Source organism: Micromonospora sp. NPDC023737 (assembly GCF_040639715.1).
Taxonomy (GTDB): Bacteria; Actinomycetota; Actinomycetes; order Mycobacteriales; family Micromonosporaceae; genus Micromonospora.
This window is the reverse complement of the sequence record NZ_JBFAAL010000033.1, coordinates 1-16,310: the sequence shown is the minus strand read 5'-3', so window position 1 is coordinate 16,310 and position 16,310 is coordinate 1. Positions and strand designations below refer to the sequence as shown.

The 16,310-nt window shown below is 73.1% G+C and carries 17 protein-coding genes; 11 read left to right on the top strand and 6 right to left on the bottom strand.

Annotated features, from left to right (window positions below; all coding sequences use genetic code 11):
- Nucleotides 1-132 precede the first annotated feature (132 nt).
- The gene (locus AB0F98_RS31435) at nucleotides 133-579 is read right to left on the bottom strand and encodes an STAS domain-containing protein (protein WP_357743105.1); all 447 of its coding nucleotides are present in this window, start codon (nucleotides 577-579) and stop codon (nucleotides 133-135) included.
- A 281-nt stretch (nucleotides 580-860) separates the two neighbouring features.
- On the opposite strand from AB0F98_RS31435, the gene AB0F98_RS31430 reads away from it, so the two are divergent.
- Complete coding sequence (locus AB0F98_RS31430; protein WP_357743102.1) at nucleotides 861-1,307, top strand: response regulator; 447 nt, start codon at nucleotides 861-863, stop codon at nucleotides 1,305-1,307.
- Between the two features lie 185 nt (nucleotides 1,308-1,492).
- On the top strand, nucleotides 1,493-2,035 hold the full coding sequence (locus AB0F98_RS31425; RefSeq protein ID WP_357743099.1) for an ATPase: 543 nt from the start codon (nucleotides 1,493-1,495) through the stop codon (nucleotides 2,033-2,035).
- A 5-nt stretch (nucleotides 2,036-2,040) separates the two neighbouring features.
- Here the strand turns inward: AB0F98_RS31425 and AB0F98_RS31420 are convergent, their stop codons facing one another.
- Complete coding sequence (locus AB0F98_RS31420) at nucleotides 2,041-2,898, bottom strand: hypothetical protein (protein WP_357743096.1); 858 nt, start codon at nucleotides 2,896-2,898, stop codon at nucleotides 2,041-2,043.
- A 381-nt stretch (nucleotides 2,899-3,279) separates the two neighbouring features.
- On the opposite strand from AB0F98_RS31420, the gene AB0F98_RS31415 reads away from it, so the two are divergent.
- Nucleotides 3,280-4,143: an endonuclease/exonuclease/phosphatase family protein gene (locus AB0F98_RS31415; RefSeq protein ID WP_357743093.1), complete on the top strand. Its 864-nt coding sequence runs from the start codon at nucleotides 3,280-3,282 to the stop codon at nucleotides 4,141-4,143.
- Between the two features lie 8 nt (nucleotides 4,144-4,151).
- Here the strand turns inward: AB0F98_RS31415 and AB0F98_RS31410 are convergent, their stop codons facing one another.
- Together AB0F98_RS31410 and AB0F98_RS31405 are read right to left on the bottom strand one after the other, a co-directional pair.
- Entirely contained in the window at nucleotides 4,152-4,577 is a 426-nt protein-coding gene (locus tag AB0F98_RS31410) for an OsmC family protein (protein ID WP_076473082.1), read from the bottom strand.
- Between the two features lie 153 nt (nucleotides 4,578-4,730).
- Nucleotides 4,731-5,675 (bottom strand): serine/threonine-protein kinase, encoded by a 945-nt coding sequence (locus tag AB0F98_RS31405; RefSeq protein ID WP_357743090.1) that lies wholly within the window; start codon nucleotides 5,673-5,675, stop codon nucleotides 4,731-4,733.
- Nucleotides 5,676-5,880: 205 nt separating this feature from the next.
- Between AB0F98_RS31405 and AB0F98_RS31400 the strand changes: the two genes are divergently transcribed.
- The 4 genes from AB0F98_RS31400 to AB0F98_RS31385 all read left to right on the top strand — a co-directional run bounded on the left by AB0F98_RS31400 (nucleotide 5,881) and on the right by AB0F98_RS31385 (nucleotide 9,182).
- Entirely contained in the window at nucleotides 5,881-6,111 is a 231-nt protein-coding gene (locus AB0F98_RS31400) for a hypothetical protein (RefSeq protein ID WP_357743087.1), read from the top strand.
- A gap of 73 nt (nucleotides 6,112-6,184) precedes the next feature.
- Nucleotides 6,185-6,931: a response regulator transcription factor gene (locus tag AB0F98_RS31395; RefSeq protein ID WP_357743084.1), complete on the top strand. Its 747-nt coding sequence runs from the start codon at nucleotides 6,185-6,187 to the stop codon at nucleotides 6,929-6,931.
- Between the two features lie 25 nt (nucleotides 6,932-6,956).
- On the top strand, nucleotides 6,957-8,423 hold the full coding sequence (locus AB0F98_RS31390; RefSeq protein ID WP_357743111.1) for a HAMP domain-containing sensor histidine kinase: 1,467 nt from the start codon (nucleotides 6,957-6,959) through the stop codon (nucleotides 8,421-8,423).
- Between the two features lie 69 nt (nucleotides 8,424-8,492).
- Nucleotides 8,493-9,182 carry a helix-turn-helix domain-containing protein gene (locus tag AB0F98_RS31385; protein WP_357743082.1) on the top strand — a complete coding sequence of 230 codons (690 nt, stop codon included), beginning with the start codon at nucleotides 8,493-8,495 and terminating at the stop codon, nucleotides 9,180-9,182.
- A gap of 22 nt (nucleotides 9,183-9,204) precedes the next feature.
- On the opposite strand, the gene AB0F98_RS31380 is transcribed toward AB0F98_RS31385, so the two are convergent.
- A complete protein-coding gene (locus AB0F98_RS31380) occupies nucleotides 9,205-9,606 on the bottom strand; it encodes a VOC family protein (protein WP_357743079.1) in 402 nt (133 codons plus the stop codon).
- 187 nt (nucleotides 9,607-9,793) lie between these two features.
- On the opposite strand from AB0F98_RS31380, the gene AB0F98_RS31375 reads away from it, so the two are divergent.
- The 4 genes from AB0F98_RS31375 to AB0F98_RS31360 all read left to right on the top strand — a co-directional run bounded on the left by AB0F98_RS31375 (nucleotide 9,794) and on the right by AB0F98_RS31360 (nucleotide 15,040).
- Nucleotides 9,794-9,943 carry a hypothetical protein gene (locus tag AB0F98_RS31375; RefSeq protein ID WP_175649291.1) on the top strand — a complete coding sequence of 50 codons (150 nt, stop codon included), beginning with the start codon at nucleotides 9,794-9,796 and terminating at the stop codon, nucleotides 9,941-9,943.
- 12 nt (nucleotides 9,944-9,955) lie between these two features.
- A complete protein-coding gene (locus tag AB0F98_RS31370; protein WP_357743074.1) occupies nucleotides 9,956-11,380 on the top strand; it encodes a class I SAM-dependent methyltransferase in 1,425 nt (474 codons plus the stop codon).
- Between the two features lie 241 nt (nucleotides 11,381-11,621).
- On the top strand, nucleotides 11,622-13,598 hold the full coding sequence (locus tag AB0F98_RS31365) for a sulfatase-like hydrolase/transferase (protein ID WP_357743108.1): 1,977 nt from the start codon (nucleotides 11,622-11,624) through the stop codon (nucleotides 13,596-13,598).
- Between the two features lie 158 nt (nucleotides 13,599-13,756).
- Nucleotides 13,757-15,040, top strand: a complete 1,284-nt coding sequence (locus AB0F98_RS31360; RefSeq protein WP_357743071.1) for a citrate synthase — start codon at nucleotides 13,757-13,759, stop codon at nucleotides 15,038-15,040.
- A 233-nt stretch (nucleotides 15,041-15,273) separates the two neighbouring features.
- Here AB0F98_RS31360 and AB0F98_RS31355 read toward each other — a convergent pair.
- Nucleotides 15,274-16,310: glycosyltransferase family 4 protein (locus AB0F98_RS31355; protein ID WP_357743068.1), on the bottom strand; the 1,037-nt coding region annotated here is incomplete at its 5' end.

The following is a 16,310-nucleotide window of genomic DNA, read 5'->3' as shown; positions in this document are numbered from 1 at the left end:
TGGGTTTTGGGGGGTGGAGCGCCCTCTTGGGTCGCGGGGGGGGGGGGCCCCCCCGCCGGGCGGCGGCCCCCCCCCCCGGGGGCGGCCCCCCGCGCCGGGTTTCCAGAGTCGGTGCCGCGGTGCGCGTCGCGGTCAGGCGGTGGCCGTCGGCCGGCCGCTCTCCGGCCGGCTCAGCGCTGACGGCCGGCTCAGCGCTGACGGCCGGCTCAGCGTTGACGGCCGGCTCTGCGGTGCCGGTCGGCTCAGCAGGCCGGTGACGCCGGTCATGTCCAGGATCGTGCCCAGGAAGCGGGGAACCGTGCGTAGTTCGAGCGCGGTACCGGCCTCCTGGCCCTGCCGCCAGGCGTGCACGATCACGGCCAGCCCGGTGCTGTCGATGAAGAGCAGGTCGGCGAAGTCCAGGACGACGGCGGGCGGGGTGCCGGCGAGCAGCCGGTCGATCTCCTCGCGGAGTGGTCCCGCAGTGGCGTACGCGAGATCCCCACCGACCCGGATCAGTGGCGCCGCCGGGTTCGAGCGGTCGACGGTCAGGCTCAGCGGTGTCGTCTCGGGTGTCCGCCCGTGGAGTACCACGTTCACGCCTTTCCACAGGCTGCCGGTCGGCCGGATCGAGGCGATCGTAACAACCGGTCGGAGCCACCGCCCGGCAGCAGCGGCGGTCTCGTCGACTCGCGGGAGTGGAACTGACGCGATCAAGCGCCCGATCACCGGTGCCTATACTTGCCTCGCTGCAAGCGTCGCGCCCTGTCCGCCGGAAACGATCGACCCGGCTGTCATGGATCGTCCCGTGATCGGCTAGATTTCCCCGCCAGGACGTGACCGTGAAGTCCCGTTCCCGCCAGACCAGAGGCAGGTAGCTCATGGGCGTAGACAGCCCTAACCCGGTCCGCATCCTCGTGGTGGACGACGACCCGGGCGACGTGCTCATGATCGAGGAAGCTCTCCAGGAGTCCGGGGTCGAGAAGGTCATCGACGTGGTCAGCGACGGCGAGGAGGCGATGGAGTTCCTCCGGGGGGAGGGCCGGCACGCCGGCGCCGTGCGTCCGGACGTCATCCTGCTCGACCTGAACATGCCCCGGATGGACGGGCGGCAGGTGCTCGGCGCGGTGAAACAGGACGAGGATCTGCGTACGATCCCGGTCGTGGTGCTGACCACCTCCAACGCGGACACGGACGTGATCGGCAGCTACACGCTGCAGGCCAACGCGTACGTCACCAAGCCGATCGACCTCGACGACTTCAACGACGTGGTGCACCGGATCGACGAGTTCTTCGGGCGCGTGGTGGTGCTGCCCAAGCGCACCTGACCGCGGTCCCGGTCGCGCCGCGCCGTCCACCTCTCGTCCGCCGCCCGCGCGCCCTCGCCGCGCGCATCGCCGCCGACCACGGCGGCGCTCGCATGCTGAACAATTTCCCCGAAGCTCGGCGGCGACACGAGGCACGGCCGAGGATCCAGGAGGGGAAGGGTTTCCGGCTGCCTGGGGGCGACAGCATGAGGTTCTCCGTCGTTGAGATCGGCTACGACCAGCGGCAGGTGGACGCCTGCCTCGATGAGCTGGCGGTCCGGCTGACCCGGCTCGCGGCGTGGGCGGAGAGCGCCGCCGGGGCGGGCCGGGAGTGGGACCGGATCCGGCAGGAGGCGACGGGGCTCTGCGGCCTGCTGCGCCGGCTCGATCCGGACGATGCCGCGGTGGTGGGACTCGCCGTCGGGCAGGTGCAGCGGGAGGCGGCCGAGATCCTGGCGCGGGCGCGGTTCGAACTCGACGCGGCGCGTGAGGAGGCGCAGCGGGTGCGCGAGCGGGCGTACGCCGAGGCGGTTCAGGCGCGCCGGGAGTTCGAGGCGGCGCTGCACGCCCGTCGGCGGCGTGTGACGCGGGTGGACGAGTTGCTCGGCGGGGTGACCGTCGAGCCGGTGCCCGCCGACACGCCGACCGCGGCCGCAGGGGCGACCGGTCCCGGGGTGCCCGCGACCCGGGCGGGGGTGGCGGGGGTGACCGAGCCGCCGGGTGGCGTTGACGGCGCCCGGACGCGCTGAGTCCGTCAGGTGAGCGCGTCGACGACGGTGGTGGCACGCTCCTCGTGCTGGGCGTACGCGTCGGGGAACGCGGAGATCTGCACGGACTGGGCCGCGTAGGTGACGGCCATGTCCTGCCAGCCGGGCACCTCGAGCAGGGCGAGGTAGAACACCTTCGCCGCGTACGCCGGATGCATCAGGTCCCGTACGCTGCCCCAGCCGCTGCTGGGTCGCTGCTGGAACAGTCCGACGGAGTCGTGGTCCCAGCCGATGGCCTGGTGCGGATAGTTCTGCGACTCGGGTAGCACGCCGCTGGCGTAGTTGTAGAGGTTGCTCTCCTGCATCGCCGTGGCAACCGCGACGATCAGGCCCCGCTTGGGTACGTGAAGCTGCCGGCCGACGTCAACGATGATCTTCGCGTTGTCCATCTGCGCCTGCGTGAGCCCGGCCACGGGCCGCGGCTTCGTTGGCTTCTTCGGCTTCTTCAGCACCTTCTTGGCCGTCACGGTGGGACTGGGTGTCGCGCTCGGGCTGGGGCTGGCCGGGGCGGAGGGGGCGGTGCGCTCCATGGATCGCGAGGCGCGCTCGTCGGCCAACGTCGCCCGCTCGGCCGCCGCCTCGGCCACCGCCTCGGCCGACGGCTCGGTCCGGTCGTCCGCGTCGGTGCGGGTGCCGGCGTACGTGGCGAGGCCGAGGCAGCAGCTGACACCGGTGGCGAGGGCGATCCGCACGGGCGTCGAGGTCAACAGTGTGCGCGCGCCGCGGCGGGACTTTTCCGGGCTGCGATGTCGACCGTTCGTCCGTTCGGGGGATGCACTATCGGTCGGACGGGTCGACGCGTCGCGGTTGGTCAATTCCTGGGCGGAGGGGTCGTCGGGATGCACCCGCCGAGGCTAGAAAGTCGAGCGTCGCCTGCCACCTGCCTGGTTGGTGGCATGCGCCACAATTTGCCACCATCCGGGTGGTCATTGCGGTCGGGCGGCCAGCAAGGTGACGAAACGTTCGTTCCGGGTATTCCTGCCATGACCGTAATGACGACATGAGCAGGGCAGATGGGTGATCTTGGCGAAGTGGGGCGCGACCGCCTTCCGCCTCCGCCGAACAGCCGATCGGCTGATAGGTCGAACAGCCACCCAGGTGATGGGCCGGGCGGGCCACCCACGGCTGCGGTCAATGCCTACCGCGTCTCGGGGTCGAGCCGCGGCCGGCGGTGGAGGGTCCCACCCCGCAGCGGCCGGCGCGGTCGGCTCCTCGCCGGCGCGGCCGTGCTCCTCGCCGCCGTGCTGGCCGGGCACCGCGCGATACCGAACGTCCAGGGCCTCGGCAGCCTCGTCGACAGCGTCACCCCACTGCTCGGCGTGGGCGTCCCACTACTCGCCCTCGCAGCCCTGCTGCGCCGCTCCCGTCTCGCTCTGGTGGCCGTGCTGCTGCCCGCCACGGTCTGGGCGGCGCTCTACGCGGACGCCTGGCTCCGCTCCACCCCGGCGCAGGGTGCCGCGACGCTACGCGTCGTCAGCCAGAACCTGCGGGCCGGCAACCCGGACCCGGCGGCCACCGTACGTAGCCTCGCCTCGTCCGGCGCCGATCTGATCGCCCTGCAGGAGGTGACCGCGGACGACCGGGTGGACGCCGCCCTGGGACACGACTACCCGCACCGGGCGATCATCTCCACGGTCTCGCTCTACAGCCGCTACCCGATCCGGGATCGGGCCGGGGTCGACACCGGCCTGGGCTGGACCAGGGCGCTACGGGCCGTCGTCGCCGCCCCGGGCGGCGACCTGACGGTGTACGTGGTGCACCTCGGCTCGGCGCGGGCCGGCGACACCACCATCCGGGACCAGACACTCGACGCCCTGGCGGACCGGGTGCGCGCGGACCCGGCCCGGCGTCTGATCGTCCTGGGGGACCTGAACACGGCCAGCACCGACCGGATGTTCCGCCCGCTCGCCCGGCTGCTCGACGACGCGCAGGCCGACGCCGGTCGGGGGTTCGGCTTCACCTGGCCCGCCGCCGTCCCGGTGACCCGCCCGGACCATGTCCTCTACCGCGGCCTGACCGCGACCTCGGCCGGGGTGCTGCGCACACCCGACAGCGACCACCGCGCGGTGACCGCGGGCTTCCGCGGGTAGCGGACGGCTCAGCGGCGGCCGTTCTCCGCTGGGGTGACGGTGAGCCGGTGCCGGCTGTTGTCACCGCTGGAGAACGGCCAGATCTCGTCGGCGTGTTCCACCAGGTCGGCCAACTGCTCCCGGGTCAGCCCCGCCGAGGAGATCGACGCGTGGACGTCCGCGCGGTAGCGCCCGTCGTCGTCGCGTCCGAGCTTCGCCTCGGCCCGCACCTGCACGGTGTGCGCCTCGTCGGTGATCCGGCCGGCTGCCTCCACCGCCGCGTGATGCAGGCAGGACGCGAACGCCGCGGCCAGCAGCTGCTCGGGTCGCAGCCCCGTGCAGTGCGCGGCCAGTGGGGACGCCAGCGCGGTGGAGAGCCCCCCGTCGTCGGTGCGTACGTGGCCGCCCTCGGCGGTCGCGGCGGCTTCATGCAGCCATGAACTCGGGTCCGGCATGGCGTTCCTCCCGTTCCTCAGCGCCCGGCTACCCGGCCCTCGACCGGTGAAACCGTCGCTGACACGCCGACCGCTCCGCCGTGAGCCCTCGGCGAGCCGGTCGGCCGAGCTCGCGCGCCCGCGGGCGAGTCGCCGACCGCGCATACGGGAGTCTCAGCGTTCGGCTAGCTGGCCGGAGCGCCCGACGGCCAGGGCGGCCTCGGTCACCTGCGCGGCGGCCCGTTCGCTCCACGGGGAAACCGCCGCGCGTCCACGCCGGGGTGTCGGGGACAGCTGCAACGGCACGTACACCCGGGCGTCCACCGCCTCGGCCAGCAGCAGCGCGGCGACGAGGCTGGTCGGCCGCTCGCCCGGATCGTCGGCCAGGCAGCGGTGGCACAGCTCCGCCACCTCCGGTGGCAGTCCCGCGATCTCCGGCAGCGGCCGCGGCGGTTCCCGCCGGCGTGGGTCGAGCAGTTGCGTGGCGCTGTCCGCCTCGTACGGCAGCCGCCCGCTGAGGCAGTAGTGGAGCAGGACGCCGAGGGCGTACATGTCGGCCGCCGGGGTGGCCGGCACCCGGTCCAGCTGCTCCGGGGCGAGGTATGCGGGGGTACCCACCACCATCCCGTCCGGTGTGGGATCGGCGGCGCCGGTCGAGGTGGCGATGCCGAAGTCGAGCACCTTCGCGCCGGACGGAGTGAGGATGACGTTCGCCGGCTTCACGTCGCGGTGCACGATGCCGTGGGCGTGTGCCGCCGCCAGGGCCGCGCAGACCTCCGCGCAGACCCGTACCGCGATCCGCCAGTCCAGCGGTCCGGCCCGCAGGTGCACGGCGAGCGTCTCGCCCTCCGCCAGTTCCATCACGATGTACGGCGTCTGCCCGCCGGGTGTCGTCACGCAGGTGCCGAAGTCGTGCACGCTCGCCACGTTCGGGTGGACCAGCCGGGCCGCCGACCGGGCCTCCGCGCGGATCCGCTCCACCGAGGTGTCCTGGCCCGGCGACATCACCTTCACCGCGACCGGCCGGTCCAGGACCACGTCGTGGGCGCGCCACACCTCCGACATCCCGCCTACGCCGATGCGCTGTTCGAGTTCGTACCGCCGGTCCAGCGTGCGCATCGGCGGCTCCTCGTCCTCGTGGTCGCCCGTCGGTGGGCGCCTCCGGTCGCGGTACCCGACCGCCGAGCAGGGCAAACCGGGGCCGTGCCGGAGTGCTCCGGGATCGTCGCCGCGAGCCGGCTGCGGTCCCCGCGAGAAGTGCGGTAGCTTCCGAGCCGGAGCCGGCTCAACCCTGCGTGCCGGCGTGGTCACCGAGGGGGCGGCGATGGGCGAGGTGAACGTACGGTTTATCGGCGGACCCGCCCACGACCTGGTCCGGGCGCTGCCGGTCGGGTCGGACGGCGGCCCGCCCACCCGCTGGATCATGCGGCATCCGCGCGGCGACGAGCCGGTCGGAGGGGTCGCGGAGCACCTCTACGAACGCGAACAACCGGACGGCACCGGAGCCTGGACCATGCGCTACGTGCGCACCGACCCCCTCGGTGTCAGCGAGTGACGACCCGCCGCCCACAGCTGGCACACAGGTCCCGCAGAAGATGGACTCAGGAACGCCGCCCACGATGGGGGGCATGGTCATCAAGGAGCATGCGGCCGCTGGCCGCATCGAGCTGCACCGCCCGGACGGCGAACCGGTCCGGGTGCTGGTGGTCGACGACGAACCGACGCTGACCGACCTGCTCGGGATGGCGTTGCGCTACGAGGGCTGGCAGGTACGCAGCGCGAACAACGGGATGGCGGCGGTGACCACCGCCCGGCAGTTCGAGCCGGACGCGGTGGTGCTCGACGTGATGCTGCCCGACCTGGACGGCTTCCAGGTGCTCCGCCGGCTGCGGGAGTACGCGCCCACCGTTCCGGTGCTCTTCCTCACCGCTCGGGACGCCGTCGAGGAACGGATCGCCGGCCTGACCGTCGGCGGGGACGACTACGTCACCAAACCGTTCAGCCTGGAAGAGGTGATCGCCCGGCTGCGGGCGCTGCTGCGCCGATCCGGCCTCGCCGTCGCCGTCCGGGAAGCCGCGGTGCTCACCGTCGGTGATCTCACTCTCGACGAGGACAGCCACGAGGTGCGCCGGGGCGACCAGTCGATCACTCTCACCGCTACCGAGTTCGAACTCCTGCGCTACCTCATGCGCAATCCGCGCCGGGTGCTGAGCAAGGCGCAGATTCTCGACCGGGTCTGGAACTACGACTTCGGCGGGCAGGCCAACGTCGTCGAGCTCTACATCTCGTACCTCCGTAAGAAGATCGACGTCGGTCGGCAGCCGATGATCCACACGCTGCGCGGCGCGGGGTATGTCCTCCGGCCGGCTGACTGATCCGCGCCGGCGGCTGTCCGGCCGGCTGGCCGGCTGGCCGCTGCGCCGCCGGCTGGTGGTCTCCGTGGTGGCGCTGCTCGCCCTGGTCAGCATCGGCATCGGCAGCCTGACCACGCTGGCGCTGCGCCACTTCCTGGTCGGCCAGGTGGACAACCAACTCGCCATGAGCGACCGCCGCCCGGGCGGGGCGTCGCCCTGGTTCCGTGAGGGCTCCCAGCCGCTCTGGCCGGGTGCGCAGTGCGGTCCCACGGCACGTGTCCCGGAGCCGCCGCGCGGATTCCCGCCGGGTTCCCTGGCGGTGTGTGTGGTCGACGGCGTCGCGACGGCGGGTACCCAGGCGCAGAGCGGTCACGTCGAAGCGGTTCCCGCCTCGGACGTGGGTCCGCTCACGCGGTTGCGCGCCGACGGCAGTCCGCACACGGTCGACCTCGGCGCCCGCGGCGACTACCGGGCGGTGGCTCGGCAGGTGGCCGGCGGCCACGTACTCGCCGTAGCCATCCCGCTCACCCGGGTCGAGGAGACGGTCATGTGGATGGTCGTCGCCCAGGCCGGGGTGGTGACCGTCGGGCTGCTGATCGCCGGCAGTCTCGGCGCGCTCATCGTCCGGGCCGCCCTGCGCCCGCTGAACCGGGTCGCGGCCACCGCCGCCCGGGTCACCGAGCTGCCGCTGGACCGGGGCGAGGTCGCACTGTGGGTGCGGGTGCCGGGCGGGGACACCGATCCGCGTACCGAGGTGGGCCAGGTGGCTGCCGCCCTGAACCGGATGCTCGGGCACGTCGCCGCGGCCCTCGCCGCCCGGCAGGCCAGCGAGACCCGGGTCCGGCAGTTCGTCGCCGACGCCAGCCACGAGCTGCGTACCCCGCTCGCGGCGATTCGGGGGTATGCCGAGGTGGCCCGCCGGGGCCACGACCAGGTACCGCCCGACGTGGCCCACGCGTTGCGCCGCGTCGAGTCGGAGAGCGCGCGCATGACCAGCCTCGTCGACGACCTGTTGCTGCTGGCCCGGCTGGATTCCGGGCGGCCCCTCGACACCGAGCCGGTGGACCTCACGGCGCTCGTCGTGGACGCGGTCAGCGACGCACACGCGGCCGGGCCGGAGCAGCGGTGGCAGCTCGATCTGCCCGACGAGCCGCTGACCGTCTCCGGCGACGCCGCCCGGCTGCACCAGGTGGTGGCGAACCTGCTGGCCAACGCGCGGGCGCACACGCCGCCGGGCACCACGGTCACCACCACGCTGCGCGCCGAGCCGGACGCGGCGGTGCTCGGCGTCGCCGACGACGGACCCGGCATCCCCGAATCGTTGCAGGCGGAGATCTTCGAGCGGTTCGCCCGCGGCGACAGCTCCCGGTCGCGCGGTAACGGCGGCACCGGCCTCGGCCTGGCCATCGTGGCCGCCGTGGTGGAGGCGCACCACGGCACGGTCACCGTGCAGAGCCGTCCCGGCCGTACGGTCTTCAGCGTGCGCCTGCCGAACCGCACGGCGGACGCGTAGCCCGCGTACGGCGTCGCTCCGATCGGGGGCGGTTCGCCGCCCGCGGCGCGACGTGGCAGTCTGGCGGGTGTGTACCGGGAACGTCCGGCCGGCATCGCGGGCAGCACCCTCTGGACCAGCGCCAACCAGGGCGACGCCCGGGAGAGCCGGGTACTGCCGGACGGCTGCGTGGACCTGCTCTGGTCCAGCCGCGCCGGGCTGCTCGTGGCGGGCCCGGACCGGACGGCGTTCCTGAGCGTCAGCGCCCCGGGGGAGCGGTGGACGGGACTGCGTCTGCCGCCCGGCGTCGGTCCCGCCGTGCTCGGCGTGCCCGCGGACGAGCTGCGCGACGCCCGGGTGCCGCTCGCCGCGCTCTGGGGCGATCGTGTCGTCGCCGGTCTGGCCGAGCGGGCGGCCGCCGACCCGGCGTCGGTGCTGCCGGAGATCGTGGCGCGGCGGCTGCGCGACGCCGGTGGACCTGATCCGCTCGGCGCCCGGGTCGCCGCCGCCGCAGCGGCCGGCCTGCCGGTGGCCGCGATCGCCGTCGAGGTCGGGCTCGACCCCCGCGCCCTGCACCGCCGCAGCCGGCAGCTGTTCGGGTACGGCCCGAAGACCCTCGCCCGGATCCTGCGGATGCGCCGGGCGCTGGCCGTGGCCCGGGCCGGTACGCCGCTGGCCGAGGTGGCCGCCGTGTGCGGCTACGCCGACCAGGCGCACCTGACCCGGGACGTGCGCGAGCTGGCCGGGGTGCCGCCGACGGCCCTCCTCGCCGCCGGCTGACCGGCCCGCCCACGTCGTACGGTCAACCGGCCTCGGGCAGCGGGGCGAAGAGGTCGACGCCGTTGCCGTCCGGGTCGTGCAGCACCGCGTACCGCTGCCCCCAGAACGCGTCCCACGGCTTCAGGTGGCCCTCGTAGCCGGCCTCGGTCAGCTCGGCGTACCACCGGTCGACCTCGGCCGGATCCGCACAGCGGAAGGCCAGGCTGTGTCGGGGGCTGCCGGTCGGTGGGGTCCAGTCCGGGTCGAAGGAGCGGACCATCTCCGCGTCGTCCCAGGCGAGCCGGATCCCGCCCGGCAGGGTCACCTCCACGTGCGGTTCGGTTTCGGCGCCGGCCGGGATGTCCAGCCCGAGGCGGCGGTAGAAGTCCAGCGTGCGGGCCATGTCCGTGGTGACCAGGCCGATCAGGTCGAATCGAGGCGTCATGGCCCGGACGATAGGGAGTCCCTCCGTCGGGTGTCTTGAACGAAACGGACGCGCCCGGGGTGGCCGGTGTGGCCGCACGAGGGCGGTGATCGGCGTACGGTGGCATGAAAGCGGCCTTCCGGATCAAATGCCTCCAGCGTTGCCTTTCCGGGACGCCGGTCGTGATGGCGAGGAAAAGGAGCGGTTGGTGTCCCATCTGGCCTATCTGGACGCGGGATCCGGCAGCCTCATCGTGCAGGCGGTGGTCGGCGGCGTGGCCGGCGCCGCGGTGGCCGCCAAGCTGTACTGGCGCAGACTCGTCGACCGGTTCCGGCGGCAGCCCACCGACCACCGCTGATCCGGGCCGGACATGGCGATCTCCCCGGCGGGCGTACGGCCCGAACCCGGCTCGTTCCGTGACCCGGCCAACCGGGTGTTCCACGTGGGTGACGACGTGCTCCGTGGTCTCGACGCGCAGGCGGCCGAGCACTGGCGGGCGTTGGCCGGCACCGAGTTCTTCACGTCCCTGCTCGCCGCCGGCAAGGTCTGCGGCACCGAGTCGGTCGAGCCGGCCCGGGTGCCCGGCGACACGCGGTGGGCCACCGTGCTGCGACACGAACGCATTCCGTTCGTGTCGCACCCCTACGAGTGGTCCTTCGCCATGCTGCGCGACGCCGCGCTGCTGCACCTCGAGATCCTGCGCGCGGCGCTGCCCGCCGGATTCACGACGAAGGACGGGTCGGCGTACAACCTCCAGTGGCGCGGCAGTGAGCCGGTCTTCATCGACGTCGGCTCGTTCGAGCCGGTCCGCGACGGGGAACCCTGGGCGGGCTATCGGCAGTTCTGCCAGACCATGCTCTACCCGCTGCTGCTCACCGCGCACCTCGGTGTGGACTTCCAACCCTGGTTGCGGGCCCGGGTGGACGGCATCGAGGCCGACGCGGTGCGGCCGCTGTTCCGCGGCTTCCGGCGGCTGCTGCCCGGCATACCGACCCACCTCCACCTGCACGCCGCCATGCAGAACCGGCATGCCGAGGCCACCACCACCGACGTCCGCGCCCAGCTGCGTGCCGCCGGATACTCCCGCGAGCTCGCGCTCGCCACCGTACGCGGCATCGAGAAACTGGTACGCCGGCTCGACCGCCCTCCGGCGGCCAGCCACTGGGCCGACTACCAGCGCACCTGCGGCTACTCGGAGCAGGACCGCGCCGGCAAGGAGCGCTTCGTGACCGCCGCGCTCGCCGACGGCCCCCGCCCCCGTCTCGTACTCGACCTCGGCGCCAACGACGGCCGGTACGCGCGCCTCGCCGCCCGCTACGCCGACCAGGTGGTCGCCGTCGAACAGGACCCGGCCGTGGTGGACACGCTCTACCGGGCGCTGCGGGCGGAAGGGGAGCGGCGGATCCTGCCGCTCGTGATGGACCTCGCCGATCCGTCGCCGGGCGGCGGGTGGCGCGGTGTGGAACGGGCCTCCTTCGCCGACCGGGCCGGCGCCGACGTGGTGCTCGCGCTGGCCGTGGTGCACCACCTGGCGATCGGGCGGAACGTGCCGCTGCCCGAGGTGGTGGCGTGGCTCGTGGACCTGTGCGCCCCCGGCGCGCGGATCGTGGTGGAGTTCGTCCACCCCGAGGACCCGATGGCCCGGCGGCTGCTGGCCAACAAGCCCGAGGGGCTGTTCCCCGACTACCGGCGGGCGGAGTTCGAGCGGTTGCTCGCGCAGCGCTGCCATATCGCCCGGCGGGAGGAGCTGCCCTCGGGCACCCGCACGCTCTACACGGCGGCCGTGGGTGGCTGAGCCGCCCACCGCCGCACCGCGGCCCGGGTCCGGCGGCGACCCCGAGCCGCCCACCGCGCCGGCGCCGCCGACCCCCGTTCCGGCAGCCACCGGGGGCGGGACGTCCCCCGCGCCGCCGGCCGGCGCGACGGCTGGAAGCGCGTCCGTGCCGCCGAGCGTCGCGGCCGGTGGGGACCGCCACCCGGCCGGGCCGGCCGATCGCGGCGCGGCGGGCGCGCGTCCTGGTCGCTGGGCGGCGGGCCTGCGGTCCGAGCTGGGCCGGTTGCTGGAGATCGTCGCGCTGGTCGGGCTGGTGGTGACCCAGCCGTTGCTGGACGTGCTCGGCCGTAGCCCCGACTTCTTCCTGTTCCATCGCGCCGACCGGGAGCAGGTGCTGCTGCTGGTCGCGCTGATTGCGGTGGCGCCCACCGTGCCGCTGGCGCTGTTCGGCGCGCTCACCCGGCTGGCCGGGCGGGTCGCCCGTTCGGTGACGCACACGCTGCTCGTCGGGCTGCTGGTCGCCGCGCTCGCCGTGCAGGTCGGCCGGCACGTGCTGCCGCTGCGGGGCGTACCGCTGCTCCTGGTGGCCGCGGTGGTCGGTGTCGCCGGCGCGGCGGCCCACCGGCGGTGGCGGGCGGCGGGCCGGGTGCTGCGGGTGGCCGCCGCCGGACCGCTGGCGTTCGTGGGGCTGTTCCTGCTCGTCTCACCCACCTCGGTGCTGGTGCTGCCGCGTTCGGCCGACGGCGCGACCGGCACCGCCGCCACCTCCGTACACCCGCCGGTCGTGATGCTGGTCCTCGACGAGCTTCCGCTGGTCTCCCTGCTGGGCCCGGACGGCCGGGTCGACGCGACGCGGTTCCCGCACTTCGCGGAGCTGGCCGCGGGATCGACCTGGTACCGCGACGCCACGGGCGTCAGCGGGTGGACGCCGTACGCGCTGCCGGCCATGCTCACCGGCCGCTATCCGGCGCGCGACGCCGCACCGCACTACTCGCAGTATCCGGAGAACCTCTTCACCGCCTTCGGCGGCCTGTACGACATCCGCGCCGAGGAGAGCATCACCCGGCTCTGCCCGCCCAGCCGCTGCGAGCAGCCGGTCGCCCCCGAGCAGGGACTCGGCGTGCTGGTGCGGGAGACCGGCAAGCTGCTCGGCCAGATCACCGCGCCGCGGGACAGCCGGATCGACCCGGAGGACTCCTACCGGGAACAGACCGCGGCCGAGGCCGGGCTGGACGCGGCGGAGCCGATTCCCGACGACCCGAAGTTCCGGTGGGACAACCTGGACGACAACCAGCCCGCCCGGTTCACCAGCTTCCTGGCCGGCCTGAAGCCGGCGCCCCGCCCCACGCTGCACTTCCTGCACCTGCTGATGCCGCACTCGCCGTGGGCGTTCCTGCCCTCCGGGGCCCGCTACGACGGGCCGGACGACCTGCCGAACGAGGGTGCCGGCTGGGTCGAGCTGGCTCGGCAGCGGCACCTGGCCCAGCTCGGCTACACCGACCGGCTGATCGGGGAGACGCTGCGTACGCTGCGCGCCACCGGGCTGTACGACCAGGCCATGGTGGTGGTGACCGCCGACCACGGGGTGAGCTTCACCCAGGGGTTCCAGGGCCGTGGCATGGACGCCATCAAGGCGGCGCCCGGCGAGGTCGCCTGGGTGCCGCTGTTCGTGAAGGAGCCCGGCCAACGCACCGGCCGGATCGACGACCGCAACTGGGAGCACGTCGACCTGCTGCCGACGATGGCGGACGAGGCGGGCGTCCGGATCCCGTGGCGGGTCGACGGGCGCTCCGCCCGGGCCACCCCGCGACCGGCCGGGCAGAAGCACTTCTACGACCGTCCGGGCGAGCCGACACCCATCCCGGACGGGGTGCCGAAGCCACCGCCACTGCCGGCCGTACACCCGCTGGTCGGTACGACCGTGGCGGAGCACCCGCCGGGTGGCGGCTCGGCCCGAGTCGAGGACCTGGCCGGATTCCGCTCCGTCGACCCCGACACCGGGACGCTGCCGGCGCTGATCTGGGGGACCGTCCCGGACACCGTCCCCGACGGCACGCTGCTCGCGGTGGCGGTCAACGGGCGCGTCGGCGCGGTCGTGCCGGTGGTGCCGCCCGATCCGGGTGGCCGCCGGTTCGCCGCCCTGCTCGCCGACGACCAGCTCTTCCGCGCCGGGACGAATCGGCTCGACGTCTACCAGATCGCCGCCGACGGCGGGTTGCGCCTGCTCGCCCTCTCCTGATCCGTCCGCTCGCTTCGTCGGTTTCCCGATCCGGACGGTCGGGAATCGGGTGACGCATACCTCACCCCGGAACCACCGTAGGTGGTGTCCCCGGAACCGCGATTACGGTAAAAGCGAAGGCAATTCAATGAAGATATGCCGGCGAAGCGAGGAACCAGATGACGGAAGTCAAGCTCGATCACCCCGGTGGCCAGCTGTCGATGCCGGTGCACGCCGCGGTCGAAGGCCCCGCCGGTATCGGGGTGAGCAAGCTGTTGAAAGAAACCGGGCTGACCACGTACGACCCCGGTTTCGTGAACACCGCGGCCTGCTCGTCCGCGATCACCTACATCGACGGCGACGCGGGGATCCTGCGTTACCGCGGTTATCCGATCGAGCAGCTGGCCGAGAAGTCCTCCTTCCTGGAGGTCTCGTACCTGCTCATCTACGGGGAGCTGCCGACCGAGCAGCAGCTGACCGAGTTCACCGAGTGGATTCGGCGGCACTCGCTGCTGCACGAGGAGATGCGTCGATTCTTCGACGGCTTCCCGCGTGAGGCGCACCCGATGGCGGTGCTCTCCTCCGCGGTCAGCGCGATCTCGACCTTCTACCAGGACAGCCTGGACCCGTTCGACTCCGAGCACGTGGAGATCTCCACGGTCCGGCTGATGGCGAAGGTGCCCACCATCGCCTCGTACGCCTACAAGAAGTCGATCGGGCAGCCGCTGCTCTACCCGGACAACTCCCTGGGCTACGTGGAGAACTTCCTGCGGCTGACCTTCGGCGTTCCGGCCGAGCCGTACGAGGTCGACCCGGTGGTCGCCAAGGTGCTGGACATGCTGCTCATCCTGCACGCCGACCACGAGCAGAACTGCTCGACCTCCACGGTCCGGCTGGTGGGTTCCAGCAACGCGAACCTGTTCGCCTCGGTCTCGGCCGGCGTGAACGCGCTCTTCGGCCCGCTGCACGGCGGCGCCAACCAGGCCGTGCTGGAGATGTTGCAGCACATCAAGGCCGACGGTGGCGACGTCCGCACCTTCGTGCAGAAGGTCAAGGACAAGCAGGACGGCGTGAAGCTGATGGGCTTCGGCCACCGGGTCTACAAGAACTACGACCCGCGCGCCGCCATCGTGAAGAAGGCCGCCCAGGACGTGCTCGGCCGGATGGCCAAGCCGGACCCGCTGCTGGACATCGCGATGCAGCTGGAGGAGATCGCCCTCGCCGACGACTTCTTCGTGTCCCGCCGGCTCTACCCGAACGTGGACTTCTACACCGGCCTGATCTACAAGGCCATGGGTTTCCCGACCAAGATGTTCACGGTGCTCTTCGCGCTGGGCCGCCTCCCCGGCTGGATCGCCCAGTGGCGCGAGATGATCAACGACCCGGAGACGAAGATCGGCCGCCCGCGGCAGGTCTACACCGGCTCTCCGGAGCGCGCGTTCCTGCCGCTCGCCGAGCGCTGATCCCGCTCCGAACGAAAACCGGCCGCCGACCCCGCTGGGGTCGGCGGCCGCTCCCGTCTCAGTGGCGCGGTGATCATTTCCGGGCGGCCGTCAAGGTGTTGCCGGAGGCGGAGGCGGTGATCATGAAGTTATCGCCGTCCGCTGTCCTATTTGTCGGCAATAACTTCATGATCACCGCTCAGGTCCGGACCCAGGCCGGGTGGGGGAGGGGTGGGGTCGGGTGGGTGGGTGGGTCAGTGGGGGGTGGCGGTTAGGAGGTTGCCCTGCGGGATCGGCGGCAGGGCGCGGCCCTGGGCCATCCGCTGGGCGGTGCGCTCGGCCGTGAACGAGCGGTCCTGGGCGATGGCGGCCGCGTACGAGGCGGCGGTGCGCCGGGCGATCGCCGACCAGTCGTACTGCTCGTGCACCATCGCGCGGGCCCGCCGGGCCAGGGCTTGCGCCCGGTCCCGGTCGGCGAGCAGCGCGTGGACGGCCTCGGCCAGCCCGTCCGGGTCCTGGGGCCGGAACGTCGTCCCCGTGACGCCCGGCTCGACGATCTCGGCGAGCCCCCCGGTCGCCGCGACCGCGAGCGGCGCCCCGGCCGCCGCGCCCTCCAGAGCCACCATCCCGAACGGCTCGTAGATGCTCGGTACGACGAAGCAGTCCGACGCGGCCATCAGCGCGGGCAGCTCGCCGCCGAGGAAGCCGGGCATGTCGACCACATCGCCGAGCCCCAGCCGGTGCACGTCGGCCTCCAGTTCACCCCGGTAGGGACCGTCCCCGGCGATCACCACCCGCAGCTCCGGGTGCAGCTCCCGCAGCCGGGGAACCCCGGCGAGCAGGTGCTGCACGCCCTTCTCGTACACCAGCCGGCCGGCGAAGGTGACCAGCGGGCCGTCGCCGGCGAACCGTTCCCGGGCGGCGGTGACCGCGGCCCGTGGCACCCGCCAGCGGTGCGCCTCGACGCCGTTGGGCACCACGTCGACCCGGGTGGACGGAACTGCGAACAGCCCGGTCACCTGGTCGGACATGTACCCGGAGCAGACGATGACGCGGCCGGACTCACTGGCGAGCCAGTGTTCGACGCCGTGGATGGTGCGGTTCATCTCCTCGGGCAGCCAGCCCTGGTGCCGGCCGGCCTCGGTGGCGTGGATGGTCGTGACGAGCGGGATGTCCAGGTGCTCGCGCAACGTCATCGCGGTGTGGGCGACGAGCCAGTCGTGGGCGTGGATGACGTCGTAGTCGCCGGCTTCGGTGGCGCGTAGGGCGGCGCGGGTGAGGGTGTGGTTGA

Coding starts and splice junctions, on each gene's coding strand:
- AB0F98_RS31430 (WP_357743102.1), top strand. CDS start 861: ATGGGCGTAGACAGCCCTAACCCGGTCCGCATCCTCGTGGTGGACGAC.
- AB0F98_RS31425 (WP_357743099.1), top strand. CDS start 1,493: ATGAGGTTCTCCGTCGTTGAGATCGGCTACGACCAGCGGCAGGTGGAC.
- AB0F98_RS31410 (WP_076473082.1), bottom strand. CDS start 4,577: ATGCCGGACCCGAGTTCATGGCTGCATGAAGCCGCCGCGACCGCCGAG.
- AB0F98_RS31405 (WP_357743090.1), bottom strand. CDS start 5,675: ATGCGCACGCTGGACCGGCGGTACGAACTCGAACAGCGCATCGGCGTA.
- AB0F98_RS31400 (WP_357743087.1), top strand. CDS start 5,881: ATGGGCGAGGTGAACGTACGGTTTATCGGCGGACCCGCCCACGACCTG.
- AB0F98_RS31395 (WP_357743084.1), top strand. CDS start 6,185: ATGGTCATCAAGGAGCATGCGGCCGCTGGCCGCATCGAGCTGCACCGC.
- AB0F98_RS31380 (WP_357743079.1), bottom strand. CDS start 9,606: ATGACGCCTCGATTCGACCTGATCGGCCTGGTCACCACGGACATGGCC.
- AB0F98_RS31370 (WP_357743074.1), top strand. CDS start 9,956: ATGGCGATCTCCCCGGCGGGCGTACGGCCCGAACCCGGCTCGTTCCGT.
- AB0F98_RS31360 (WP_357743071.1), top strand. CDS start 13,757: ATGACGGAAGTCAAGCTCGATCACCCCGGTGGCCAGCTGTCGATGCCG.